Source organism: Shewanella sp. HL-SH2, from assembly GCF_051164935.1.
Lineage (GTDB): Bacteria > Pseudomonadota > Gammaproteobacteria > Enterobacterales > Shewanellaceae > Shewanella > Shewanella glacialimarina.
Genome location: NZ_CP195035.1, coordinates 3,565,785 through 3,589,104, shown reverse-complemented (window position 1 = coordinate 3,589,104; position 23,320 = coordinate 3,565,785). Strand labels below are relative to the sequence as shown.

At 41.4% G+C, this 23,320-nt stretch carries 22 protein-coding genes; 11 read left to right on the top strand and 11 right to left on the bottom strand.

Going from position 1 to position 23,320, the window contains the following annotated elements; all coding sequences use genetic code 11:
• Positions 1–7 precede the first annotated feature (7 nt).
• From queA to secF, 5 genes are all read left to right on the top strand, one after another.
• Positions 8–1,048, top strand: a complete 1,041-nt coding sequence (gene queA / locus ACRWP9_RS15615; protein ID WP_434926758.1) for a tRNA preQ1(34) S-adenosylmethionine ribosyltransferase-isomerase QueA — start codon at positions 8–10, stop codon at positions 1,046–1,048.
• Positions 1,049–1,203: 155 nt separating this feature from the next.
• Complete coding sequence (gene tgt, locus ACRWP9_RS15610) at positions 1,204–2,328, top strand: tRNA guanosine(34) transglycosylase Tgt (protein WP_434926757.1); 1,125 nt, start codon at positions 1,204–1,206, stop codon at positions 2,326–2,328.
• 62 nt (positions 2,329–2,390) lie between these two features.
• The gene (yajC, locus tag ACRWP9_RS15605) at positions 2,391–2,723 is read left to right on the top strand and encodes a preprotein translocase subunit YajC (protein WP_226414194.1); all 333 of its coding nucleotides are present in this window, start codon (positions 2,391–2,393) and stop codon (positions 2,721–2,723) included.
• 17 nt (positions 2,724–2,740) lie between these two features.
• Positions 2,741–4,591: a protein translocase subunit SecD gene (secD, locus tag ACRWP9_RS15600; protein ID WP_434926756.1), complete on the top strand. Its 1,851-nt coding sequence runs from the start codon at positions 2,741–2,743 to the stop codon at positions 4,589–4,591.
• A 14-nt stretch (positions 4,592–4,605) separates the two neighbouring features.
• Positions 4,606–5,553: a protein translocase subunit SecF gene (gene secF / locus ACRWP9_RS15595; protein ID WP_434926755.1), complete on the top strand. Its 948-nt coding sequence runs from the start codon at positions 4,606–4,608 to the stop codon at positions 5,551–5,553.
• 87 nt (positions 5,554–5,640) lie between these two features.
• Here secF and ACRWP9_RS15590 read toward each other — a convergent pair whose 3' ends face one another.
• Both ACRWP9_RS15590 and ACRWP9_RS15585 read right to left on the bottom strand, forming a co-directional pair.
• Complete coding sequence (locus ACRWP9_RS15590) at positions 5,641–6,096, bottom strand: hypothetical protein (protein ID WP_434926754.1); 456 nt, start codon at positions 6,094–6,096, stop codon at positions 5,641–5,643.
• Between the two features lie 175 nt (positions 6,097–6,271).
• Positions 6,272–6,682 (bottom strand): DUF3224 domain-containing protein, encoded by a 411-nt coding sequence (locus ACRWP9_RS15585; RefSeq protein ID WP_434926753.1) that lies wholly within the window; start codon positions 6,680–6,682, stop codon positions 6,272–6,274.
• A 204-nt stretch (positions 6,683–6,886) separates the two neighbouring features.
• On the opposite strand from ACRWP9_RS15585, the gene ACRWP9_RS15580 reads away from it, so the two are divergent.
• From ACRWP9_RS15580 to ACRWP9_RS15560, 5 genes are all read left to right on the top strand, one after another.
• On the top strand, positions 6,887–7,204 hold the full coding sequence (locus ACRWP9_RS15580) for a DUF2007 domain-containing protein (RefSeq protein WP_434926752.1): 318 nt from the start codon (positions 6,887–6,889) through the stop codon (positions 7,202–7,204).
• Positions 7,205–7,276: 72 nt separating this feature from the next.
• Entirely contained in the window at positions 7,277–7,636 is a 360-nt protein-coding gene (locus ACRWP9_RS15575; protein WP_434926751.1) for a rhodanese-like domain-containing protein, read from the top strand.
• Entirely contained in the window at positions 7,637–8,548 is a 912-nt protein-coding gene (locus ACRWP9_RS15570) for a precorrin-2 dehydrogenase/sirohydrochlorin ferrochelatase family protein (RefSeq protein WP_434926750.1), read from the top strand. It abuts the gene before it with no gap.
• A gap of 75 nt (positions 8,549–8,623) precedes the next feature.
• Entirely contained in the window at positions 8,624–9,160 is a 537-nt protein-coding gene (locus ACRWP9_RS15565; protein ID WP_434926749.1) for a YaeQ family protein, read from the top strand.
• 254 nt (positions 9,161–9,414) lie between these two features.
• The gene (locus ACRWP9_RS15560) at positions 9,415–9,996 is read left to right on the top strand and encodes a CBS domain-containing protein (RefSeq protein ID WP_434926748.1); all 582 of its coding nucleotides are present in this window, start codon (positions 9,415–9,417) and stop codon (positions 9,994–9,996) included.
• A gap of 103 nt (positions 9,997–10,099) precedes the next feature.
• Here the strand turns inward: ACRWP9_RS15560 and ACRWP9_RS15555 are convergent, their stop codons facing one another.
• Complete coding sequence (locus ACRWP9_RS15555) at positions 10,100–12,547, bottom strand: S8 family serine peptidase (RefSeq protein WP_434926747.1); 2,448 nt, start codon at positions 12,545–12,547, stop codon at positions 10,100–10,102.
• Between the two features lie 367 nt (positions 12,548–12,914).
• Between ACRWP9_RS15555 and ACRWP9_RS15550 the strand changes: the two genes are divergently transcribed.
• On the top strand, positions 12,915–13,409 hold the full coding sequence (locus tag ACRWP9_RS15550) for a GNAT family N-acetyltransferase (protein WP_434926746.1): 495 nt from the start codon (positions 12,915–12,917) through the stop codon (positions 13,407–13,409).
• Positions 13,410–13,564: 155 nt separating this feature from the next.
• Here ACRWP9_RS15550 and ACRWP9_RS15545 read toward each other — a convergent pair whose 3' ends face one another.
• The 8 genes from ACRWP9_RS15545 to ACRWP9_RS15510 form a co-directional block, all read right to left on the bottom strand.
• Positions 13,565–13,948 carry a rhodanese-like domain-containing protein gene (locus tag ACRWP9_RS15545; protein ID WP_434926745.1) on the bottom strand — a complete coding sequence of 128 codons (384 nt, stop codon included), beginning with the start codon at positions 13,946–13,948 and terminating at the stop codon, positions 13,565–13,567.
• A gap of 67 nt (positions 13,949–14,015) precedes the next feature.
• On the bottom strand, positions 14,016–14,228 hold the full coding sequence (locus ACRWP9_RS15540; protein ID WP_434929093.1) for a YgaP family membrane protein: 213 nt from the start codon (positions 14,226–14,228) through the stop codon (positions 14,016–14,018).
• 45 nt (positions 14,229–14,273) lie between these two features.
• Positions 14,274–17,507, bottom strand: coding sequence for an efflux RND transporter permease subunit (locus ACRWP9_RS15535; RefSeq protein ID WP_434926744.1), 3,234 nt, complete (start codon positions 17,505–17,507; stop codon positions 14,274–14,276).
• 14 nt (positions 17,508–17,521) lie between these two features.
• The gene (locus ACRWP9_RS15530) at positions 17,522–18,592 is read right to left on the bottom strand and encodes an efflux RND transporter periplasmic adaptor subunit (protein WP_434926743.1); all 1,071 of its coding nucleotides are present in this window, start codon (positions 18,590–18,592) and stop codon (positions 17,522–17,524) included.
• Between the two features lie 195 nt (positions 18,593–18,787).
• Entirely contained in the window at positions 18,788–20,038 is a 1,251-nt protein-coding gene (locus ACRWP9_RS15525) for an outer membrane protein transport protein (RefSeq protein WP_434926742.1), read from the bottom strand.
• 399 nt (positions 20,039–20,437) lie between these two features.
• Positions 20,438–21,901 (bottom strand): sodium/proline symporter PutP, encoded by a 1,464-nt coding sequence (gene putP / locus ACRWP9_RS15520; protein WP_434926741.1) that lies wholly within the window; start codon positions 21,899–21,901, stop codon positions 20,438–20,440.
• 145 nt (positions 21,902–22,046) lie between these two features.
• On the bottom strand, positions 22,047–22,754 hold the full coding sequence (locus tag ACRWP9_RS15515) for a DUF3379 domain-containing protein (protein WP_434926740.1): 708 nt from the start codon (positions 22,752–22,754) through the stop codon (positions 22,047–22,049).
• Positions 22,747–23,310, bottom strand: coding sequence for a sigma-70 family RNA polymerase sigma factor (locus tag ACRWP9_RS15510; protein WP_226414235.1), 564 nt, complete (start codon positions 23,308–23,310; stop codon positions 22,747–22,749). The genes ACRWP9_RS15515 and ACRWP9_RS15510 overlap by 8 nt, the downstream gene beginning before the upstream one ends.
• Between the last annotated feature and the right edge of the window lie 10 nt (positions 23,311–23,320).

The following is a 23,320-nucleotide window of genomic DNA, read 5'->3' as shown; positions in this document are numbered from 1 at the left end:
TCCAATTATGCGCGTCACTGACTTTTCGTTTGAGCTGCCTGATGAATTGATTGCCCGTTATCCAACGGCGCAGCGCAATGCATCGCGATTACTGACGCTTGATGGCCATAATGGCGCCTTAGCGGATAAAAAATTCACCGATTTACTGCAAATGATAAATCCTGGTGATTTGATGGTATTTAACAATACCCGTGTAATACCCGCACGTTTATTCGGTCAAAAAACAACTGGCGGAAAGCTAGAAATCCTTGTTGAGCGTATGCTAGATGATAAACGTATTCTTGCGCATGTTCGTAGTTCAAAATCACCTAAAGTTGACAGCTTAATTGACTTAGATGCTGGCTATCAAATGAAAATGATTGCTCGTCATGATGCTCTATTCGAACTTGAGCTGCTATCTGACAAGACTGTTTTAGACGTCCTTGAGCAAATCGGCCATATGCCGCTGCCTCCTTATATCGACCGTCCCGACGAAGATGCTGATAAAGAGCGCTATCAAACAGTGTATAACCAAAAGCCTGGTGCGGTTGCTGCACCAACGGCGGGGTTACACTTTGATGATGCAATGCTTGCAGCATTAAAAGACAAGGGCGTTAATATTGCCTTTGTTACCCTTCATGTGGGTGCTGGTACTTTTCAGCCAGTGAGAGTGGATAACGTGCTTGAGCACAAAATGCATTCTGAGTGGGCTGATGTACCACAAGAGGTTATCGAGTTAATTGCGCAAACTAAAGCGGCAGGAAAACGTGTTGTCGCAGTCGGTACAACTTCTGTACGTTCATTAGAAAGCGCAGCAAAAGCCTGTGGTGATGATCCATTAACGGCGTTTTGCGGTTATACGGATATTTTTATCTATCCTGGTTTTCAATTCAAAGTAGTTGATGCCATGGTGACTAACTTTCACCTGCCTGAGTCGACATTAATCATGTTGATGAGTGCTTTTGCCGGTTATGAAGAGGTAATGAAGGCCTATCATCATGCGATTGAGCAGAAATATCGCTTTTTTAGCTATGGCGATGCGATGTTTGTGACGAAAAAAGCCCCGTAAGCGGCAAAATTGATTTAAAATAAGCGCCCACTCATATGTGGGCTTTTTTATTGAATTTTTACTGGTTTGACTGTTCATTACTTGAAGTATGAACATTTGCCCTCATTACTATTGAAACAACAACAAGTCAGACTGTTTATCTGACAAGGTGATTTATGAAATTTGAGTTAGATACCACTGATGGACGTGCGCGTCGTGGCCGCCTAGTTTTTGAACGCGGAACGGTAGAGACGCCAGCATTTATGCCTGTAGGCACATACGGTACTGTAAAAGGTATGACCCCAGAAGAAGTCCGCGAGACGGGTGCAGATATTCTGTTAGGAAATACCTTCCACTTATGGTTACGTCCTGGTGAAGAAATCATGCGTAAGCACGGTGACTTACATGACTTTATGAATTGGCAGCGCCCAATTTTAACCGATTCGGGTGGGTTTCAAGTATTTAGCTTAGGTGATATACGTAAGATCACTGAAGAAGGCGTACATTTCCGTTCACCTATTAATGGTGAAAAGATTTTCTTAGACCCTGAAAAGTCGATGCAAATTCAAGATTCGTTAGGCAGTGATGTGGTAATGATTTTTGATGAATGTACACCTTATCCAGCAACACATGATGAGGCACGTAAATCGATGCAAATGTCATTACGTTGGGCAAAGCGCTCACGCGATGAGTTTGACCGCTTAGAAAATCCAAATTCATTATTTGGCATTATCCAAGGTGGTGTATTTGAGGATTTACGTGATGAATCGATTGAAGGTTTAACGAATATCGGTTTTGACGGTTATGCGGTTGGTGGATTAGCGGTAGGTGAACCTAAAGCTGACATGCATCGGATTCTTGAACATGTTTGCCCACAGTTACCCGCTGACAAGCCTCGCTATTTAATGGGCGTAGGTAAGCCAGAAGATTTAGTTGAAGGTGTGCGTCGCGGTGTTGACATGTTTGACTGTGTTATGCCAACGCGAAATGCCCGCAACGGTCACTTATTTACCAGCGAAGGTGTGATTAAAATTCGTAATGCACGTCATCGCGATGACACGTCAACACTTGATGCTAAGTGTGATTGTTATACCTGTAAAAACTATTCACGCGCCTATTTATATCACCTAGATCGTTGTAATGAGATCCTAGGTGCGCGTTTAAACACTATTCATAATCTACGTTATTATCAAATTTTAATGGAAGGTTTGCGCGGCGCGATTCAGACAGGTACATTAGACGCCTTTGTAAAAGACTTCTATACCGGTTTGGGGCGTGAAGTGCCTGAGTTTAAAGGCTAATTTACTGTTTATTTAGACTTTTTTGTTCATTTAATTGTTTATTTATAAGAAGAGAGAGAACTATGTTTATTTCAAATGCATATGCAAGCGCAGCAGGCGGACCTCAAAGTGGCGGCACCATGGAATTAGTGTTCATGCTAGTCATGTTCGGCTTAATCTTTTACTTCATGATTTTCCGTCCACAGTCAAAGCGTGTTAAAGAGCATAAAAACCTAATGTCATCGATTTCAAAAGGTGATGAAGTCCTCACTAGCGGCGGTATTTTAGGCAAAGTGACTAAAATCAGTGATGAAAACGATTATGTGTTATTAGCGATTAATGATAACAATCAAATCACTATTAAAAAGGACTATATTGCAGCAGTATTACCTAAAGGTTCTATTGCCTCGCTATAAGCCAAGAGGGCGTCAGAGTGTTAAATAAATACCCTATGTGGAAAAACTTGATGGTGATGATTGTTATCGCCGTCGGGTGTTTTTATGCAATGCCGAACCTTTTTGGTGAAGACCATGCTGTTCAAGTTGTCGCGACTCGTAGTGCTGAAGTCACTGTCACCACGCAATCAAACATCACAGCCGTACTTGAGAGTAAAGGCATAGCGATTAAACGCTCTGAGCTCGAAAATGGCCAATTGTTAGTGCGTGTTAGTGATCCTGAGCAGCAATTACTTGCTAAAGAAGCGATAGCAGAGGCATTAGGCAATAATTATACCGTGGCATTAAATCTAGCGCCGGCAACACCAGAATGGCTTGAAGCCCTTGGTGGTTCGCCAATGAAGTTAGGTCTTGACCTTCGTGGTGGTGTTCACTTCTTAATGGAAGTGGATATGGGCGAGGCGCTACGCAAAATGGAAGAAGCTAAAATAGCTGATTTCCGTAGCCAACTGCGCGAAGAGAAAATTCGTTACGCGGGGATCCGTAAAACCCCTAAAGGCATCGAAATTAAATTTCGTGATGCAGAAACTGTGGGTGTTGCCGAACGTTTTCTGAAAACCAAAAGTAACGACATGGTTTATTCTGATGGCAGTCGTGATGGTAATTTCTTTTTAGTTGCCGATATGAGCGATGCTTATATCAAGCAAGTTAAAGAAGAAGCGTTACAACAGAACATTACCACTATTCGTAACCGTGTTAACGAGTTAGGGGTAGCTGAGCCAGTCGTTCAACGTCAAGGTGCTGAGCGCATTATTGTTGAATTACCAGGTGTTCAAGATACAGCTCGTGCTAAAGAAATTTTAGGCGCAACCGCTTCAATTGAATTCCGTATGGTTGATGACAAAGCCGATGCTGCAGCTGCTGCAAGTGGTCGAGTGTCTGCTGCTTCAGAGGTTTATCCTCGTCGTGACGGTGGTATTGCTGTATTGCGTAAAGAAGTCATGTTAACCGGTGATCATATCACGGGTGCACAACCTACTTTTGATGAATATAGCCGTCCTCAAGTAGCAATTAACTTAGACGCTAAAGGTGGCAATATTTTCTCAAACGTGACCAAGGACAACATTGGCAAACCAATGGCAACCTTGTTTATTGAATATAAGGATAGCGGTTTACGTAATCCTGATGGCACAGTGAAAATGACTAAGATTGAAGAAGTCATTTCTGTCGCCACTATTCAAGCACGTTTAGGACGTAATTTTGTCATTACTGGCCTTGAGCATAAAGAAGCACAAAGCCTGGCATTACTGTTACGTGCGGGTGCATTGATTGCACCAGTGACAATTGTTGAAGAACGTACTATTGGTCCTAGCTTAGGTGCTGAAAATATTCAAAATGGTATGCAAGCTATGATTTTTGGTTTGGCCATCGTATTGGTATTTATGCTGGTTTATTACCGCGCATTTGGCTTTATTGCTAACTTAGCATTGCTTGCTAACCTAGTGATGGTTGTAGGCGTGATGTCGATGATACCTGGTGCGGTGTTAACACTTCCTGGTATTGCCGGTATGGTATTGACGGTTGGTATGGCCGTTGATGGTAACGTACTTATTTATGAGCGTATTCGTGAAGAGTTACTGGCTGGACGCAGTGTTCAACAGGCGATTCATGAAGGTTATGCCAATGCATTTTCAACCATTGCTGATGCCAACATTACTACCTTTATGACAGCGTTAATTTTGTTTGCTGTAGGTACTGGTGCAGTAAAAGGCTTTGCGGTGACCTTAATGATAGGTATTGCGACTTCAATGTTTACCGCAATTGTCGGTACGCGTTCAATCGTTAATGCGCTTTGGGGCGGTAAACGTCTTAAAACGCTGTCAATTTAAGGAAGGAGTTGAACATGTTTCAGTTATTTTCAGTGAATAATACCGTCAACTTTCTTCGCCATGCGGCGCCGATAAGTGTTATGTCGATGCTTCTAGTGATTGCCTCATTTGTGTCTTTAGGAACAAAAGGCATTAACTGGGGCCTAGATTTTACCGGTGGTACGGTTGTTGAAGTTGAGTTTTCTAGCCCAGTTGATTTAAATGTATTACGTAGCAAGCTAACGTCTGTTGAAACAGAAGGTGCATTAGTACAGAACTTTGGTTCAAGTACTGATGTGTTGTTCCGTTTGCCTGTGCGTGAAAACATTAAAAGCGACGTTCAAGCCACTGGCATTATGAAAGTGGTTAACTCAATGGATGATAACGCAATTCAAAAGCGCGTTGAATTTGTTGGACCTCAAGTAGGTAAACAGTTAGCCGAGCAAGGTGGTTTAGCGGTTATTGTCGCATTAATCTGTATTTTGATTTATGTGTCGTTCCGTTTTGAATGGCGTTTGGCTGCCGGCTCTGTAGCCGCGCTTGCCCATGACGTTATTGTTACCCTAGGTGTATTTTCTATATTACAGCTTGAGTTTGACTTAACTGTTTTGGCGGGGCTATTAACCGTTGTCGGTTACTCGCTTAACGATACGATTGTTGTATATGACCGTATTCGCGAGAACTTCCTCAAAATGCGTAAAGGCACGCCTGAAGAGATCGTTAACCAATCAATTACGCAAACAATGAGCCGTACCGTGATTACAACAGGTACGACATTAATTGTGGTTATCGCACTATTCTTAAAAGGTGGCACTATGATCCACGGATTCGCCACAGCGTTATTGTGTGGTATTTTTGTGGGTACATACTCATCGATTTATGTTGCAAGTTATTTAGCCATTAAATTGGGTATTAACCGTGAGCATATGATGCCAGTTGAAATCGAAAAAGAAGGTGCTGATCAGCCTCCAATGATGCCTTAATCAGCCAACTTTTGAATAAAAAGCCACTTTAGTCTGCTAAAGTGGCTTTTTTTATAAAGCTAATAATGTCACTTAACATTAGCTGAGTTACTCAAACCAATCTTTTACTTGATCCCATATCCCAAGTGAAAGGTCAGGGAATAGGTCGATACCTAATGCTGACTTTAAGATATACAGTGACAATACCCCCAACAAAATACCCGCCAATATTACCGCTATGATACTTAACATCAGCATGGCCACTGACATTTTCTTTTCTGTGCGAGTATAAGCACGTTTGTTTTTACCTAACAGAAACACATAATAAAATCGCCATTTTATAAACGGGAACTTAAATGTGCCTCTGTTATCAATAAAGTGGCCGCCCCATGTATTGGGGCCGAGTGCACTTTTAATGCCCTGTAGTTGCTCATCAGTGTAAGTTTGGGCTAATGACGACGGGAGGCGCCCAAGTAACTTTACAATGAGTTCATCTTGACGAATATCGAGCGCAACAGGTGATGATGCTATGTTTTTGTTTTCATCAGTTGGCAAGTTCGACATTCAATAACCTCAATGTGTGGCGTGATAGGGGGACTGATTAACAATAGCTAATTAAAACCTATTTGGGCGAGACTTTATGTGCAAATGCTGTTTGCTAGCTTTTGCATTCAATGACGAAATTTACTCAGCTGTATTAGACATTATCTTCAGTATGTTAGCTTCAGTTTGTTAACTGCTATTTCGCAGGTATTGATAATGATAACTCATAATTTGCTTGACCATTGTCTGTCGTTTTAAAAAAACCTTGACCCGTCACGTTTTTAAAATCACCCGTTCCAGCATCAACCACAATGGTAAAGTTACTTGAGGCAATATGATTTTGATATTCGCCTATGTGTTGTAACGTAATGGTACCTTTTAATTGGCTAATAAAAATATTAATCACCTCATAGCCAACAAAAAAGGCATGATCATCGTTCAGATATGTCATTAGGTAATTTACGTTAGCATCGCCTGTTATCTCGCCATCATATTGCTGGGTTATCTTTGCATGGGTTTGCTTACCACCTTCAGCAAAGGTGATGTAGGTGCTTTCATCCCAAGCGGTGATCTGAAAGTGGCCCCTGTAAATGTCATTTTTACTCATTGTTCACCCTGGTAGCTTTGAGAAGACTTAACTGTGATAAAGATAATTTATAACGGTAATAGCTGCTTTTGTCTAATTTTCAACCATGGCACGGTTCTCAACTCGACAGTAAATAAGTTTAGCAGTAGGATGAATAAAAATTTTGCTAAAGTGATAGAGGCTTAAGCTGTATTTCACTTAAAATAATACCCTAGGATAATAATAATGGAACAACGCAAAGTCTTGTTAACAGGGGGTAATTTACTTCAAGCCCACACTTGGAAAGGTTTGTTGGAAACCAGTGGGATTGAAGTTGATTTACGTGGTGAGGCGTTAATGGGAGGGGTTGGGGAGCTACCTGTTGATCTTCAGAGTGTTGAATTATGGATAGATACAGATCATTTAAGCGAAGCGCAAAGCATTTTGGCTAACTTAGATGTTGAGCAGCCGCAATGGCTATGTGTACAATGCCATGAAACCAATGAAGGTAGTTTTGAGCTTTGCTGGCAATGTAGTTCTCCCAAAAGTGAGACACATAACTAAGTTTATCGATAATTTTAGTAAACAATTATTCAGATAAATTCTTTTTACTCAGGATTTAATACAGGGAGAATTATGCAACCCACTTCTGCATTTGCACAGCTAGTCGATTCAATTAAAGACAAAGTGACTCATATTAGTATTGAACAATTTCAAGCTGATGATAAATGGGTATTAATCGATGTTAGGGAAGATCATGAATGGCTACAAGGTCACTTACCTAACGCGAAACACTTAGGTAAGGGGATAATTGAGCGTGACATTGAAACGCGTTTTCCTGATAAATCAACTCCGTTATTGCTTTATTGCGGTGGTGGGCATCGCTCGTCATTAGCTGCTTATAATATTCAGCAAATGGGGTATACCCAGATAGGATCATTAGTCGGTGGCTTTAAAACCTGGGTTCAACATCAATTTCCAGTGGTGCAAGATTAAGTGCAATATTTCCCGTTATTTGTAGATACAAAAGAACTCTTTGTGTTAATCGTTGGTGCCGGTGAGGTAGCGAGTCGAAAACTTGATTTGCTCGCCCGTACTGATGCCACTATTCATGTTGTAGCACCTCAAGTGGCTGCTGATGTTGAAGCTTATGCTAACAAAGGTAGGATAAAACTATCACGCCGAGAGGTTTCGATTGAGGACATGTCCTGTTATGACCTCATTTATTTTGCAACAGCAAATGAAAAACTCAATACTGAATTAGCGGTTATTGCGAGTGAAAAAGGTATTTGGGTTAATGTGGTTGATAATCCTAAATTCTGCCGCTTCATCACGCCTTCAATCGTGGATAGAGGCCGACTTGTTGTAGCGATAAGCACTGCAGGTGCTGCGCCAGTATTTGCCCGTACAATTCGCTCACGTTTAGAAACCTTGTTACCTAACTCATTAGCGCCTTTATTTGATTATGTTGCCAGTAAGCGGGAGGACGTGCAGCAAAAACTTACCAATGGCAAAGATAGACGTTTATTTTGGGAGCGATTTTTTAATCTTAATCAAGATCGTTTTGATACTGCGACCGATACTCACTACCAGCAAGCATTTAGTAGTTATGAAAGCCGTGGTGAAATTTTATTATTGGATGAAACCACTCCAGCATGTTTATTGCCCATCGCTGTGATGCCACTATTGCAAAAACTGGATGTAGTATTTATTGAAAATGATTTAGATGAGCATACAAATGAGCTATTAAGGCGCGATGCATCAAGGGAGTCGCTACCCGCATTAAGTACGATCTCAAAGCAGTTTGAACTTGGTGATAGAATGTTGCTTGTGGCTTCAGCTGAAAAAGTTAATCAACTTAAAGCACACTTTCCTATGGCAAAACATTTAAGACCAGGGGCTATTTAAGCGCATTTCATTTATGATTGCGTTCATCTTTTATAACCGAGTAAATTAGCTCGGTTTTTTATTTTTGAGGTCAACATGGCACCTAAATCTACCGTCTACAAAGTCAACTTACAAATAGCTGATATGGATAGGCATTACTATGGTGAGCATCCATTAACGATTGCACAGCATCCGTCAGAAACCGATACCCGTATGATGGTGCGTTTATTAGCTTTTGCTCTCAATGCCAGTGAATCTTTACAATTTAGTAAAGGACTTTGTGTTGATGATGAGGCTGAATTATGGGATGTCGATTTATCAGGTGTGGTTGATTTATGGGTTGAGTTTGGTCAGGCCGATGAAAAGTGGTTACGCAAAGCATGCGGGCGAGCAAAAAATGTCATTTTGTATACTTATGGTGGTCGTAGTGTACCGATTTGGTGGCAACAAAATCAAAGTACTTTAAGCCGTTATAAAAACCTAAAAATAGTTAATTTTCCAGAAGTAGCGGTAGAGCAATTAGCTGCATTTGTGGGTCGTAATATGGCGGTTCAAGTGAATATTAATGAAAGCCAAGTATGGTTATCTAATGCCGACATAAGCGTACTTGTTGAGCCTGAAATACTTCAATAATATTAATTATCACTGGCTTATCTATGGTCAGTGATCTTTCTTCTCATCATCACAAAGCTTACCCACCTAGCACAATCCATACGCAATAAAACTGAACTGAACCTTAATTATCGTAATATGAACTAAATTTAATCCTTTGGTATATTGTGAAATGTTTATCTTGGGCAGATAATAAAATTCAGTTAATAACAGTTGTAACTCTTTATAGTGCATTTAAATCAATGGTTTAGATTTATATTGCTAAGGATGTCGTTGTGAAAAAATTAACCCTACATGAAGTCGAAGCAGTCGATGAACTTGCTTGGCCTGCAAACCATCAAGAATATAGTCTTCATTCACCCGCTTTAGATGTCTTTACCGATTTTAAAAACGTAAAACCTTTGGTTATCGATGCACACGCTTCTGCTGTAGAAGTTGAAAGCTTGATGAAAAAAGCACATGTTAGATTAAAATTAGTTATTGATAAAAAAGAACATTTTATTGGTTTAGTGAGTTATGACTCATTGAATAGCCAAGAAATCGTTAAAAAGCTGGTCAAAGGAGATTTACGCGAAAATTTACTCATTACTGACTTTATGATCCCTAAATCGAAGTTAAAAGCGATTGCGTATGCTGATATAGCTAACGCTAAAATTGGCGATGTCATTGAAACCCTAAAAGTTGCTGGTCAACAACATTGTTTAGTCATAGACCGCAAAGATCATACTATCCGCGGTGTTTTATCGGCAAATGATATTGCTAAAAAATTACACTTGGCGATAGATGTGAGTACAGCAACAAGTTTTGCGAGCATTTTTGAGGCTATTTCACCTATTCCTCAACCGCTTGTAGTGTAAATTTGAAGCATAAAAAAGCCCCGTTAAGCTAATTATCAAATCGCTAAACGGGGCTTTATTGTGTAAATCATTTCGATAAAATGATTGTTTTATCTCTAACTGATTACTTAAAAGTCAGTGTCCATGTATCGATATAGCCAGTATCACGACTTGCGTTATCTACAGCCTTGAGCTTCCAAGTTCCGCTTGACTCAACACCGGTAAAGTTTGCACTGTAGGTTGTGTTGATGTTGTCGGTTCCACCACCGCTGTTGCTATGTAAAGCAACTTTTTGGCCTGTAGGGCTAATCAGTTCAACTTTCAAATCACCAATATATGTGTGGATGATCCCCACGCTAACAGAAACTGTCCCAGAATCACCAGTTCGTGTCACATTAATTGAGCTTGTAATACCGGTAGTATTGTTATCAGGAATGTTAGCGTTAGTGGTATTGGTATAACTTGCTGGACCACCTGTCGTTCCGCCACCTGTAGTGCCTGCAGTATAATTAGCGACTAGGTTTACGCCACTAAATGCGCTGTAGCCTTTAACCATCACATAATAGGTACCCGATTGAACTGTGGTTATTGGGCAAGACTCGCTATTACCACCTTTCCAAGGACGACAGTCATAGCTAGTGGTAGATGGAGAAGCACCGTATTGGACATATAAATCTGCATCACCTGTACCACCGCTCATGGTGAAGCTGAGGTTTTTAGCTCCTGCAGGGACATCTAGCGAGAAATAAAGCTCATCATCTTTTGCACCGGTGAGGTTTGATTTTGTCACGCCATTAACAAGCACTAAATCTCCACCACCTGTGCCTGGATCAGTTGGGCCATCACATGATGCATCTAAATAGGCTTTAGCCGCTGTAGCGTTAATCATGCCGTAACCAGTTTGATTATCACGGCCGGCAACACTTAAATCATCAGCAGTTGCATTTAATGCTGCACGAACTTGTGTTGCTGTACATTGTGGATGATAGCTCCACACTAATGTTGCTACACCCGAAACATGCGGTGTTGCCATAGATGTACCATTGTAAAACGCGTAGTCCTTGTTGCCCTGGTTGGCAACAGTTGTGCTGGCGCCAAGCTTAGCGCGAAGTGCTAAACCAGTTGCTCTGTCTACTGATACCGTAGGAATTGTGATGTCGCTATTAGCGTCAACTAGGAATGGGTTTTGTAAGCCGGGCAATGCACTATTACTGTAAACAATGGCGCCAACTGCACCGGCCGTTTTACAGGCTTTGGCTGCATTTATTTCAGGATAGCTTGTACCTTGATTGCCAACACGCTCAACTAAACAAATTTTGTTGCTCATATTGCCACAGTTAAAGCTAGTTCCACTTACGGTACATTCAGCTAAGGTGGCGGTTACTTGGCCATTAACAGGGCTAGGGGCATAGCTAGTGCCTGAAGGTGTTAAACGATTGTGTGGAACGACGCCATTATTGAAGTATGATTGTCCGCCGATAGTAATGTCAGCCAAACGCCCTTCACCTACGGTTACAGTAGATAAAATTGCTTCACCAGGACCAGATATTTCTACTTGGTTAGTATATTGAGAGAAAGCAGCGCGATCTCGATTGCTATCAACAGCAGCAACAGACATAACACCGTCATATGAAGCTGGGTAGCTGTATGTGCTGTCGCCAGCGTTACCCGCAGCTGCAATCAGTAATACGCCATTGTTGTAATGTGCATTTAATGCATTACGCTCAGTAGTGGTTGAGCCGCTTCCACCCAAGCTCATAGTCACCACATTGGCACCATTGCTAACACAGGTATCTACTGCCGCCACAAGTGATGAAGAATAACCCCAGCCAGCCTCATTAAAGACTTTAATGACATGAATATTAGCATTTTGGTTAGGCATAACCCCAACAACACCTTCATTGTTGGCTATAGCCGCAATGGTACCAGCGACATGCGTACCATGGGCGTTGTTATTACCCGGTTGATACCAGTTACCTGTGCCTGAATTGTTTGTACCTGTAACATTGTTGCCACTTAAATCATTGTGGCTACGGTCATACCCTGAATCGATAATACAGATGGTACGGTTACCCGTTTGGCTATCGCTAAGTGCAGTAGCACCTACAAAGGTTTGCCCCCAAGGAGTGGTTTCAGCAAGCAAACGGCGTGGCATATCTTCTTCGACATATTCAACATCAGCGCGAAGGCGAAGAGATTGTACTGACTTTGGATCTAATTTAACGGTATAGCTATTACCACGGGATATGCGCTTCATCTCTTTGGCTTGAACACCGTTTAGTGCTCTAAAATGAGAGAATATTTCGTGTGAACGTGGCTGATAGCTAGCAGCATCATCCGATTGGTTTGTTGATTGAGCATTAAATTGTTGTAGATTTGATTGTATGTCACTGCCATTTCTAAACTTAACAATATAACGTTTAGGTAATGGTGAGGTATTATCTAAGCTAGTTGCTGAAATCCCATTTTGTGATGTTAAGTTTAGGGATTGAGGTGCGGCATATAAGCTAGTAGATACAGCAAGCGCTATACCTGAGAGGCTTAATAAAACTAAAGGTCGTTTCTTTTGCATTTTTTATCTTCCGTGTGATGTTTTTATTATTTATATTATTTTTATAGTTGAACTTTCGGCTTATTACTTAAGGGTAAACTTCGTTCAACAACTGAAATGTAACAGGATGAGTACATATGTAAACAAAATGTTACCGTGCGCTGTTTTGTATAATCATTAAGTAGCTTATGTTTGTGAATATTTACCCGCTAAAGTTGACTTTTTATTCTTGTTTTGAATGTGACTATACAAGGTTAATATTCCTGTTACACAAGCAATTACTAATAACCGAAACATAAAGTTAGCGGCGGTATGGTGTTCAATTATGCTTAATGGAAAGTCGATATGGCGCCTTTAGTTGTATATAAATAAAAGGAATAACTTATATATGAATGGAATATTAAGGCGAGCCCATAAAGCTGATGCATCACAAGCTTTTATAGTCCGAAATCTTGCTATATTATCCCAATGTGTTGATTGTTATGGTATTGATGCAATGACTAAATGGACTGAAGGTCAGATGCCTGAGGCATATGCTGATAAGCTATCATATGATGGTTATGTCTATGTGGTTGACGGGCAGTCAAATCTATCTGAACAACAGTTAATTATTGCCTCTGGGATGCTTGATGTTAGTAGCGGATTTATTGATGCGCTGTTCGTCCATCCTGAATACATGAATTTAGGTATCGGCAAGTTAATGTTGGCTCATCTTGAGCGCATAGCAAAAAAATCAGGATTGACTTTTATTGCATTAGAGTCGACGTTAAATGCTGCTGCATTTTATCGAAAATGTGGTTTTGTAGGTAATGAAATCAGTGTTTATCACTCCCCTAGAGGCTTTGATTTAGACTGTATTGTGATGAAAAAACAACTGGTTTAGTTGACCTGTGGATAGTGTTTTTGAGGTTAAGTAACAGGGGACTATTGAATAAAAAATGCCTTTATTATTCACATAAAGGCATCTTGTAAGATGTGTAACCTGAACTCGGATTCTGTCGCTAACCGTTAATATTACTAACGAAATACCAAATAAATTCAGGGTTTTGACTGTATCAATCCATCAACACCACCCGCGTTAGCAGTATTGCTAAATCCTGCTTGGGTTAATGCATCATCTGCAATGCCACTTCGGCGTCCACTTCGGCAATATAAAACAATGCTGTCATCATTTTTAAGCCCTAGTTTTGCCACGCCTGCAACAATTTGTTCAAAAGGAATATTAACAGCTCCTTCAATATGTCCTTCATTAAATTCTTCAGCAGTGCGAACATCAATCACTAACGCTTGCTGATCAATCATCTGCCACGCTTGTGTTGGTGTGACATCTTTTGCAAACCCCATAGGTACAAATGAAACTAAGCTGGTTGCTAATATCGTCAACAATGCTAATTTGCTGTTTAGCTTTTTAATGGCTCTCATTAAACTTTATATTCCTTATATTTAGTGTAACTGATTGCCAGAAAATAGTATTTTTGGTGGCAATCTCTTATTTTTCGGTGGCAATCATTGCTTCAGTTTTCAAGCCTAGTTTTTTCATTACCATTGCAGCTGGGCAAAAACCGGTAAATGCGCTTTGAAATAGATTAGCACCTACAAATACGGTCAGCCAGATAAAATGATGGCTAACAATAGCGGTCAGCACTAATGACAGCAGTACCATAAAGCCAGCAAAGGCCATGATAGTACGTTCGACAGACATTCTGTTCACTTTGTTAATGGTTTTATTGGTCATGGTATTGCTCCTTTATTTTACGGTTAATCGGTTGCGCATCACTGCAAAGTACAACACAGGGATCACCACCAAGGTTAAAATGGTTGAGATAAAGATGCCAAATATAAGGCTAATAGCAAGACCGTTAAATATTGGGTCATCTAAGATAAATAAGGCGCCAATCATTGCTGCTAAAGCGGTTAACATAATCGGTTTAGCCCGAACTGCCCCCGCGTTAATAACCGCTTTATCGAGTGCAATTCCCTGAGTGAGTTGCTGGTTGATAAAGTCGACCAGTAGTATCGAGTTACGCACAATAATACCCGCTAAGGCGATCATTCCTATCATTGATGTTGCGGTAAACTGTGCTCCTAATAAAGCATGCCCTGGCATAACACCAATAATGGTCAATGGTATAGGTGCCATAATAACCAATGGCACTAAATAAGATTTAAATTGGCCAACCACTAACAAGTAAATAGCTATCATGCCAACCGCATAAGCAATGCCCATATCGCGGAAAGTCTCATAAGTGATCTTCCACTCCCCGTCCCACAATATCGCCACTTGCGATAATCCATCTGGTTGATTAACAAAATGCTGTGCTATGGGGTAGGGCTTATCAATATTGGCATCATCAATTTGAGCTGAAATATCGAACATGCCATAAAGTGGACTATCTGTTGGTCCCGCCATATCCGCCACAACCATGATCATCGGCACCATATTTTTGTGCACTATTGGGGCATTAATACTGCCTTTATGAATGCTGGCGACAGAGGATAAGTTAATTGACTCGCCAGCTGGATTGATTAGTTTTAGATTAAGCACTTGCTGCAAATCCACTTTTTCAGCGTCATCTAATTGTAACCTGATAGGTGTGGGATATTTATTGGTTTGGGAATGTAAATAGCTGACATCTTTGCCGCCAATGCTGGTGGCAATGGTATTAACGATTTGCGCGTACGATAGCCCAAGCAGGCTTGCTTTCGCGCGATCGATGTTAACTTGCCATTGCTGTTGTTGGGCTGGTAAATAAATATCCACATCAACCACATGTTCAGTATTTTTAAAGCGTTGCTCTAAGGCGTTAGCCGTTTGCTCGCGAAGTGCTGTTGTTGGCGCATAAACTTCGGCCAAAATTGGCGACCATACAGGCGGTCCTGGAGGTACTTCGACCACTTTTATGTTGGCGTTATAACGATTGGCAATCTCCTTTAGTGGTTCCCGCACAGCTAACGCGATACTGTGACTGTCGCGGCTACGGTGTGACTTATCAACCAAGTTAACCTGAATGTCGCCTAGCTCCTGGCTGCTGCGTAAAAAGTAGTGACGCACAAGCCCATTAAAGTTCATTGGTGCGTGGGTTCCTGCGTACCACTGCTGGTGGTTAATTTCTTCTACTGTGCTGAGGTATAAGCTCATCTCTTGTAATACGCGCTGGGTTTGTTCCACAGGCGTGCCTTCAGGTAAGTCGACAATGACCTGAAACTCGGATTTATTATCAAATGGCAGCATTTTAAGCACAACAGCCTGCATGACGGGTAATGCAAGTGCGATAGCAATCAGTGCGACAATACCAACGGCTAGGCCTTTTCGAGCTTTGGCGGCATGTTCACCAACTAAAAATGGTGACATTAGACGGCTGAACAATTTAGCCAGTTTGTCATTTGCCTGATCTACTTCCGCCAAACTAGCGTGTTCAGCTTTTGGGTGGTGGGCCAGTAACTTGTAAGCTAACCAAGGCGTTAGAATAAAGGCGATAGCCAGTGATAATAGCATGCCCATACTGGCGTTTATGGGAATTGGGCTCATGTAGGGTCCCATTAGACCAGACACGAATGCCATTGGAAGTAATGCCGCAATAACGGTGAATGTGGCTAATATGGTCGGTCCGCCAACCTCATCGACCGCTTCGGGAATAATTTCAAGTAACGGTTTATTGCTTAACGCCATGTGCCGATGAATATTTTCTACCACTACAATGGCATCATCGACCAGAATTCCGATAGAGAAAATAAGCGCAAACAGTGAGATCCGGTTTAGGGTAAATCCCCATGCCCACGAGGCAAATAAGGTTAGGGCTAAAGTGACAATAATCGCAATGCCAACTACGGCAGATTCACGCGCCCCCATGGCAAAAAGTACCAATAATACTACTGCAGAGGTAGCAAACATTAGCTTAAAAATAAGCGTGTTAGATTTATCTCCAGCGGTTTGGCCATAATCACGTGATATGGCAACCCCAACATTATCGGGGATCAGCAGGTTATCTACTTTTGCAATGCGGCTGAGCACTGCATCAGCAATATCAACCGCATTTTGGCCAGCTTGTTTACCAATGGCGATAGTGACAGCAGGGTAATCACCTGTGCTATCAACGTGACGAACATTGTGTTTTGGCGTATCACTTTTTAAGGTGATCTCAGCAACGTCGGATAGATATACCGCAGAGGAGATACCTTGATTATTGGGAGCGGTATTGACTTTCACAAGTAAGTTTTTGACATCATCAATTGTATTGATAAATTGCCCTGCACGGACTTTAATTTCTTGGTTTTGTTGCACCAAAGACTGCAGCATAGATATCTGATTATTATCTTGTAAACGCTGAGATATTTGGTCAATAGTGACCCCAAAGCTATTCATTTTGGCACTATCAAGACGGACGTTAAGCACCATGTCATGACGGCCCTGGGTATAAATCTCTTTGGTTCCGGGGATACGTTTAAGTTCTGTCTCTAATCCGTTAGCGACTTGTGTGAGTTGCTCTGCGGTCATGTCGGCAGACTTAGCATATAAGGTCAGGCTAACAATAGGGACATCATCAATGCCACGGGGTTTAATCAGTGGCTCGCCTATACCCGCAGCATGATTAAATTTGTCCCGGTTTGAGTATAGCTGGTTGTATATATTGACCACAGCTTCGTCACGGGGAATACCCACTTCAAAAATGGTAATAATTAATGCGCCATCGGGTTGAGAAAAAGAGTAAAGCGTATCAACGCCTTTAATTTCGGAAATAATTTGTTCAGCGGGTAAAGTGACTTGGTGTTCAACTTCACTTGGGCTAGCGCCGGGGTAGGGAATAAAAACGTCTGCAAAGGTAACATCAATTTGCGGGTCTTCTTCCTTCGGGGTCACGATGACAGCAAAAAGTCCTAACAATAAACCTAATATTGCTAATAAAGGCGTTATTGCACTGGCTTGGAAGGTTTTAGCAATGCTACCCGAAAGGCCAAGAGCAGGTGTATTCGATGGTTTCATCTGTTTATTCCTGTTTAGTTGGCTGTAGCTTGACCAAGGTGGAGCACATAATTGGCCGCGTTTAATACTATATTGTCCCCAGGCATAACACCGGCAAGCACCTCTACCATAGCCACACCTTGATCATCTTCATAGGCGTTGCCTAAGCGAATTTGAGTTTGTAAATAGTGCTTTTGTTGCTTGCGGTAAACAGTGGTCATTTCTCCGACTTGGTAAAATGCAGATTGAGGGATACTAATCACATCTTTAGTCGCAACAGGTAAGGCGACCTTTAACCATTGCCCTGCCTGCAAAGTGTTGTCGGGGTTATTGATAATAGCCCTTACCTTAAGGCTGTGGTCTTGTTGAGTACTAAATTGAAATGGATTGAGCTGTTCACTCATATATTGATAATTACCATCTAAAAAACTGAGTTGAGTCAGTAAATTAAGTTGCTGGCGATACTGTTGTGGAACATAAAAAACGGCTCTAAGCTTATCGGTAGCATAGCCAGAAAGTAGCGCTTGGCCATAGCTGATGGTTTCACCTTCTTCTATCATTTTAGCGGTTAACCGCCCGGAGAATGGGGCACTGACAATGGTGTAATTAACGCTTTCTTTGGCGCGAACTAAACGTGCTTGGGTTGCGCTGACAGCCTGTTTAGAGCTTTTAGCATTGGCAGTGGCTTCATCCATTGCACCTTGGGATACCGCTCCTTGAGGGAATAATGTTCTGTAACGTTGAAATTGAGCCTGTGCTTCCACATTCATGGCTTGTGCTTTAGCCAGATCGGCTTCAGCCGCTGCGAGTTCAGCGCCTTGCTCTTTGCTAGTTATTTCCAGTAATGCAGCGCCCTCAGGGACTAAATCATTGACATCATAATGAATCGCTAATACTCGGCCGGACGTTTGTGCCGCCACAGTTGCAGCTTTCACCGGTTCAACTTTAGCGTCAAGTTGTAAGTAACTTGTTTGCTGATTTAATTGGATCTCAATGGTGTCAAAATCAGGACTTTGTGCAACGACTATGCAGGGGGCCATGAGGCCTGCAATGAGCAATATGCTCTGACTGAATGATGTAGATAATCGAAGTATTGATGTATGCATAATAGTAGCCTTATAAAAGTCCATAAGAAAATTCTAATGGACTTTGGTGATGCTTGCAAGGTGTTTATTAGTAAAAGTTAATGCATTAGACTTCACTTAAGTTACACACTCGTTACATCGAAAGCCAGACATAAAAAAACCGCCCTAAAAAGAGCGGTTTAAATATTCAATACCTAGTATTAGAACTTATATGTATTAGAACTTATAGTTGTATTGAGCCGAATAGTAGGTGGCACCTGATTCAGTAAAGGCATTAACAGTCGAGCCCAGCCCGCTTTGTTCAATAACATGGACCTTTTCGCCAACAACCTTAGTGATACCGAAATCGAGTGAAGATTTTGGCGACAGATTATATGTGAAACCTGCTGAATACCACATGCGATCTGAGTCAGGAATAGATAATGAAGAGACTTCACCTACTACGCCATCATCACTGGCAATACCGGTTCTTACTGTCCAGTTGTTATTAATGTCATATGTTGCCCCTAAGCTAAGAAACCAAGAGTCTTTCCAATGGTATTCTTTTAAGCTATGTGACGCTGTACCTTTGTCACCTTCGTTTAGTGAGATCTGGTCAAAGCTGCTCCACTGAGTCCACTGCGCCGTATAGTGCACAGCAAACTTTTCAGTTAACTGATGAAAACCAGCAAATTGGGCTATATCAGCAATAGGGATATTAATTTCATCGAAATTTTCAGCTAGGTAACGTACATCGCCAGTGGCATTCATTTCTGGACTGAAACGATAGCTTAAACCAAATCTGTTATTTGGATTAATTTCATATGCTAGACCAACAATGCCGCCTAAAGCCCAACCATCGGCTTCAACATCAACTAATGAGCCAAGGATATTACTGTTTCTGGTTAACGTACCAGAAGCTTGGATCACGTCTAAACCTAGGCCTAGGCTAAGCGATTCATTAATGCGATATGACGCACTGGCATTTAAGTTTACTGTGGTTACTTCTGTATTACCGAGTAAATCCGCTGGTGCAGGAATGGTATTTGGGCCCAGTGAGCCATGGTTATTAGCTAATGGGGTTAAATCGGTACCCGTGCCATAGTTACTGAATGCAGCAAAACCATAAGCAAAGGTGTCATTAACTGGGTTGATAAAGTAGGCATTAGGGATAACTTTTGCTTCAGCGGCGTTATCAATATGGCCTAATTCAAATGTTCGCCCCATGAAGTCCATTTGTGCATCAGTAACCTCTACGTTGACATCGGCATATGACACACCAAGAGAGAGTGCTTTTTGATCAAACAAAGCCATTGCGGCAGGGTTACGTGCTAAAACCGATGCGTTGTCAGCTATTATGGCATCACCCGCCATCGCACGGCCAATACCTGCAGCAGATTGGCTATTAAGCTGAAAACCAGCAGCAGTTGCCTGAGCGCTTGCAAGTGCTACCGCAGCTGCTAGTAATGTCTTGTTGAATTTAGTCATTGTTTATTACCTATTTTGAGCTGTTATTATGATTGAAATTATGACTGGATAAGCCAATTTCATTGTGCAGCTTTGAATGTGCAGGCATCTTAGGTAACAGGGGAGAGGCTAACAAGTCCGACCACATGTTAGTTGTTGTTAATATTGAGTTAATTCAAAAGGCTGTTTTTTGTGTATTAAGGTTGTGGTTGGTGATTTTTTATTTTAATTTGTTGTTTAACAGTAGGTTGGTTTATATTTTGGCTGGTTATGTTGTTAATGCCATGTTGCTTTCAAACGCGGGTGTTAGATGAAGTTAAAATGTAAGAAAGCGTACACTTGTACGCTTTTTTACACAAAGGTTGTTTATTTGTTCTGTTTGACCTATTTCAGTACCTAAGCTGTTATTTTAATCGATAACTATTTCTGGCTTTGTAGGTTTTGTTCAAATGCATTGAACTGGCCTTGCACTTCAGTCGATGGTGGGAATAATTTACTAAATACAACCCCAAAGATAGTAGCGAAAAAGAAGCCAGGAATAATTTCATATAAATCGAAAATCCCACCTTTTAATTGCTCCCAAGCTACAACGGTTACCGCACCGACTAATATTGTTGCAATTGCACCGTTACGGCTAAATCCTTTCCAGAAAAGCGATAGAATCACCACAGGACCAAATGCAGCACCAAAACCTGCCCATGCGTAACTGACTAGGCCTAATACGCTGCTTTGTGGGTCAAGGGCAATAATACCTGCAATAAGTGCGATACTAATAACGCCAATTCGACCCACTAACATTAATTCTTTACTGCTGGCTTGAGGGCGTAGCCATTTACGGTAAAAATCTTCCGTTATCACACTTGAACAAACCAATAGTTGCGAATCAATCGTGCTCATTATTGCCGATAAAATAGCCGCAATAAGTAAACCACCCACCCACGGATTAAACGCTGCACGGGCTAAGTGAATAAACACGGTTTCAGGATTTTCTAAAGGTGATTGGGCAAAATATAATGTACCTGCAATGCCGGTGGCCAGTGCACCAATTAATGCAACAATCATCCAACTCATGGCAATACGTCTTGATAAACGTAAATCTTTCGCACTGCCAATCGCCATAAAGCGAGATAGGATATGTGGTTGACCAAAATAGCCAAGTCCCCAGGCCAGTAATGACACTAGGCCAATAACTGTGGTTTTATCACCCACAAATGTCAGCATAGCAGGATCTAAACTGTCCATGTTTGCCTGGGTGTCGGCGTGATTAAATATGGCGACAGGCACAATAATTAACGCAATTAGCATTAAACAGCCCTGGAAAAAGTCTGTCCAGCTGACGGCAAAAAAACCGCCAACAAAGGTGTATGACACAATAATGACCGAGCCAATGACCAAGGCTAGGGTATAATCAAGGCCAAAGACTTTTTCAAATAGAATGGCACCGCCCACCATGCCAGATGATGCATAGAAGGTGAAGAATATTAAAATGGTCACCGCTGAGACCAACTTAAGGACACCATGATTATCGTTAAATCTATGTTCGAAAAAGTCGGGTAGGGTGAGGGAGTTATCTGCAAGTTCAGTATAAATTCGTAAGCGTTTTGCGACAAATAGCCAGTTAAGCCATGCGCCAAACACTAAACCAAAGCCAATCCAGGCTTCACCTAGTCCACCTAAATAAACCGCACCTGGCAGGCCAAGTAACAACCAACCAGACATGTCCGATGCGCCGACACTTAATGCGGTAACTGCTGGGCCCATTTTGCGACCGCCGAGAATGTAATCATCGACAGATTCCGTTTTCTTATATGCCCAAAAACCAATCCCCATCATAACGGCTAGATAGCCTATGAAAGTGATTAAAATAGGTGCTTGAATTTCCATGATTGTTCCATATGGTTATTTTTATGGAGCAATGCTAGCAGAAGATTGATGTAGTTCACACTTTCGCGGGGGAAGGATAGGGAAAAAATACTCAGCCGCACTGTAAAGTACGGCTAAGTGCTATGTTTAGTTTGTCGTAATTACCTTAGATAAACGTTTGCTCAATTTCGCGTTTAATGTAATTTAGATCAGATTGCTGTTCACCGACAAGTAGCATATAGGTTCCGGCAAATTTGAATCCTTGTCCTTTGTATTTTGCATCGGCAAAGGCGTCATCTAAGGTTAATCTGTTCTCTGCTGGCACAATAAACAAGGTTACTTTGTGACCATTTTCATCTTGCATCACCAAATGCAAAGATTTAACCCCTTGAAAATCGCAGTAGGCAGTATAGAAGACTCTTCCTGGCTGCTGAATAAATTTAGACTGTTGTAGGCCTGATAGACTGGCTAACTTGAAGTTTACGTCATTAAAACCGATGTTTTGTTCCATCTGTAGCGCTTTGGTTTCATGGTAAACATGGGCTAAAGCATTTTCAGATAAATCAATTGGGGTAAAACGTAGCATACTGAAGCTAACCCCAACAACAAACGCAATAGACGCCGCCATCGCCATTAAATAGCGAGTACGCTTTTGGGTTTGATGATGTTGGCTTAGCTGTTGACGCAATAATAACTTGTCCGCTAGGTCATCAGGTACCGGAATATTAAGCGCCTGTGTTAGCCTGTCATCAAGTGCTTGTAAATCTTTAACCAATTTCGCATCAGCTGAGTTATTTGCGATATGCTGCAAAAAGTCATCTGACTGAGTATTGGGATCGCCATAAGCTTGGCGACGAAATTGTAGATCATCCATTTGATTGACCTCTTACTTCTGGGCTGTCTAATGCATCTTTTAATTGGTTTCTGGCACGAAATAATCGTGTCATTACCGTGTTGCGATTTAATTCAAGCATCTCGGCGATTTCATCTCCGCTAAATCCACCAATGAGCTGTAATAACAAAGGTTCACGATATTCTAAATCAAGTTTGCCGATTTGCCTGCGTAGCCAATATTGCTCGGTTTCATCTTCAGTGCTACTAGAGATAACATCTTCAAGTAGCTCTTGCTCTACATCACTGTAATCAAACTGCTTACGTTCAAAGCGTCTGGCATTTTCCCTACGTAAAATAGTGATAAGCCAGGCTTTTGCGGCTTTATCATCTTTCAAAGAATCTAACGCACGCCATGCCCGTAAAAAGGTTTCTTGAGTGATATCTTCAGCCACATGTTTATTACCGCATAACCAATAGGCATAACGGAAAATGTCGGTATGAAGTGCCCTGACAAGGCTATCGTAACGTCTTTGTTTATTTACCATGTCAGATAAGACCGTAGGGTCGGACTTTTTCTTTCGCAGAATTTCAAACATTTTTATATTT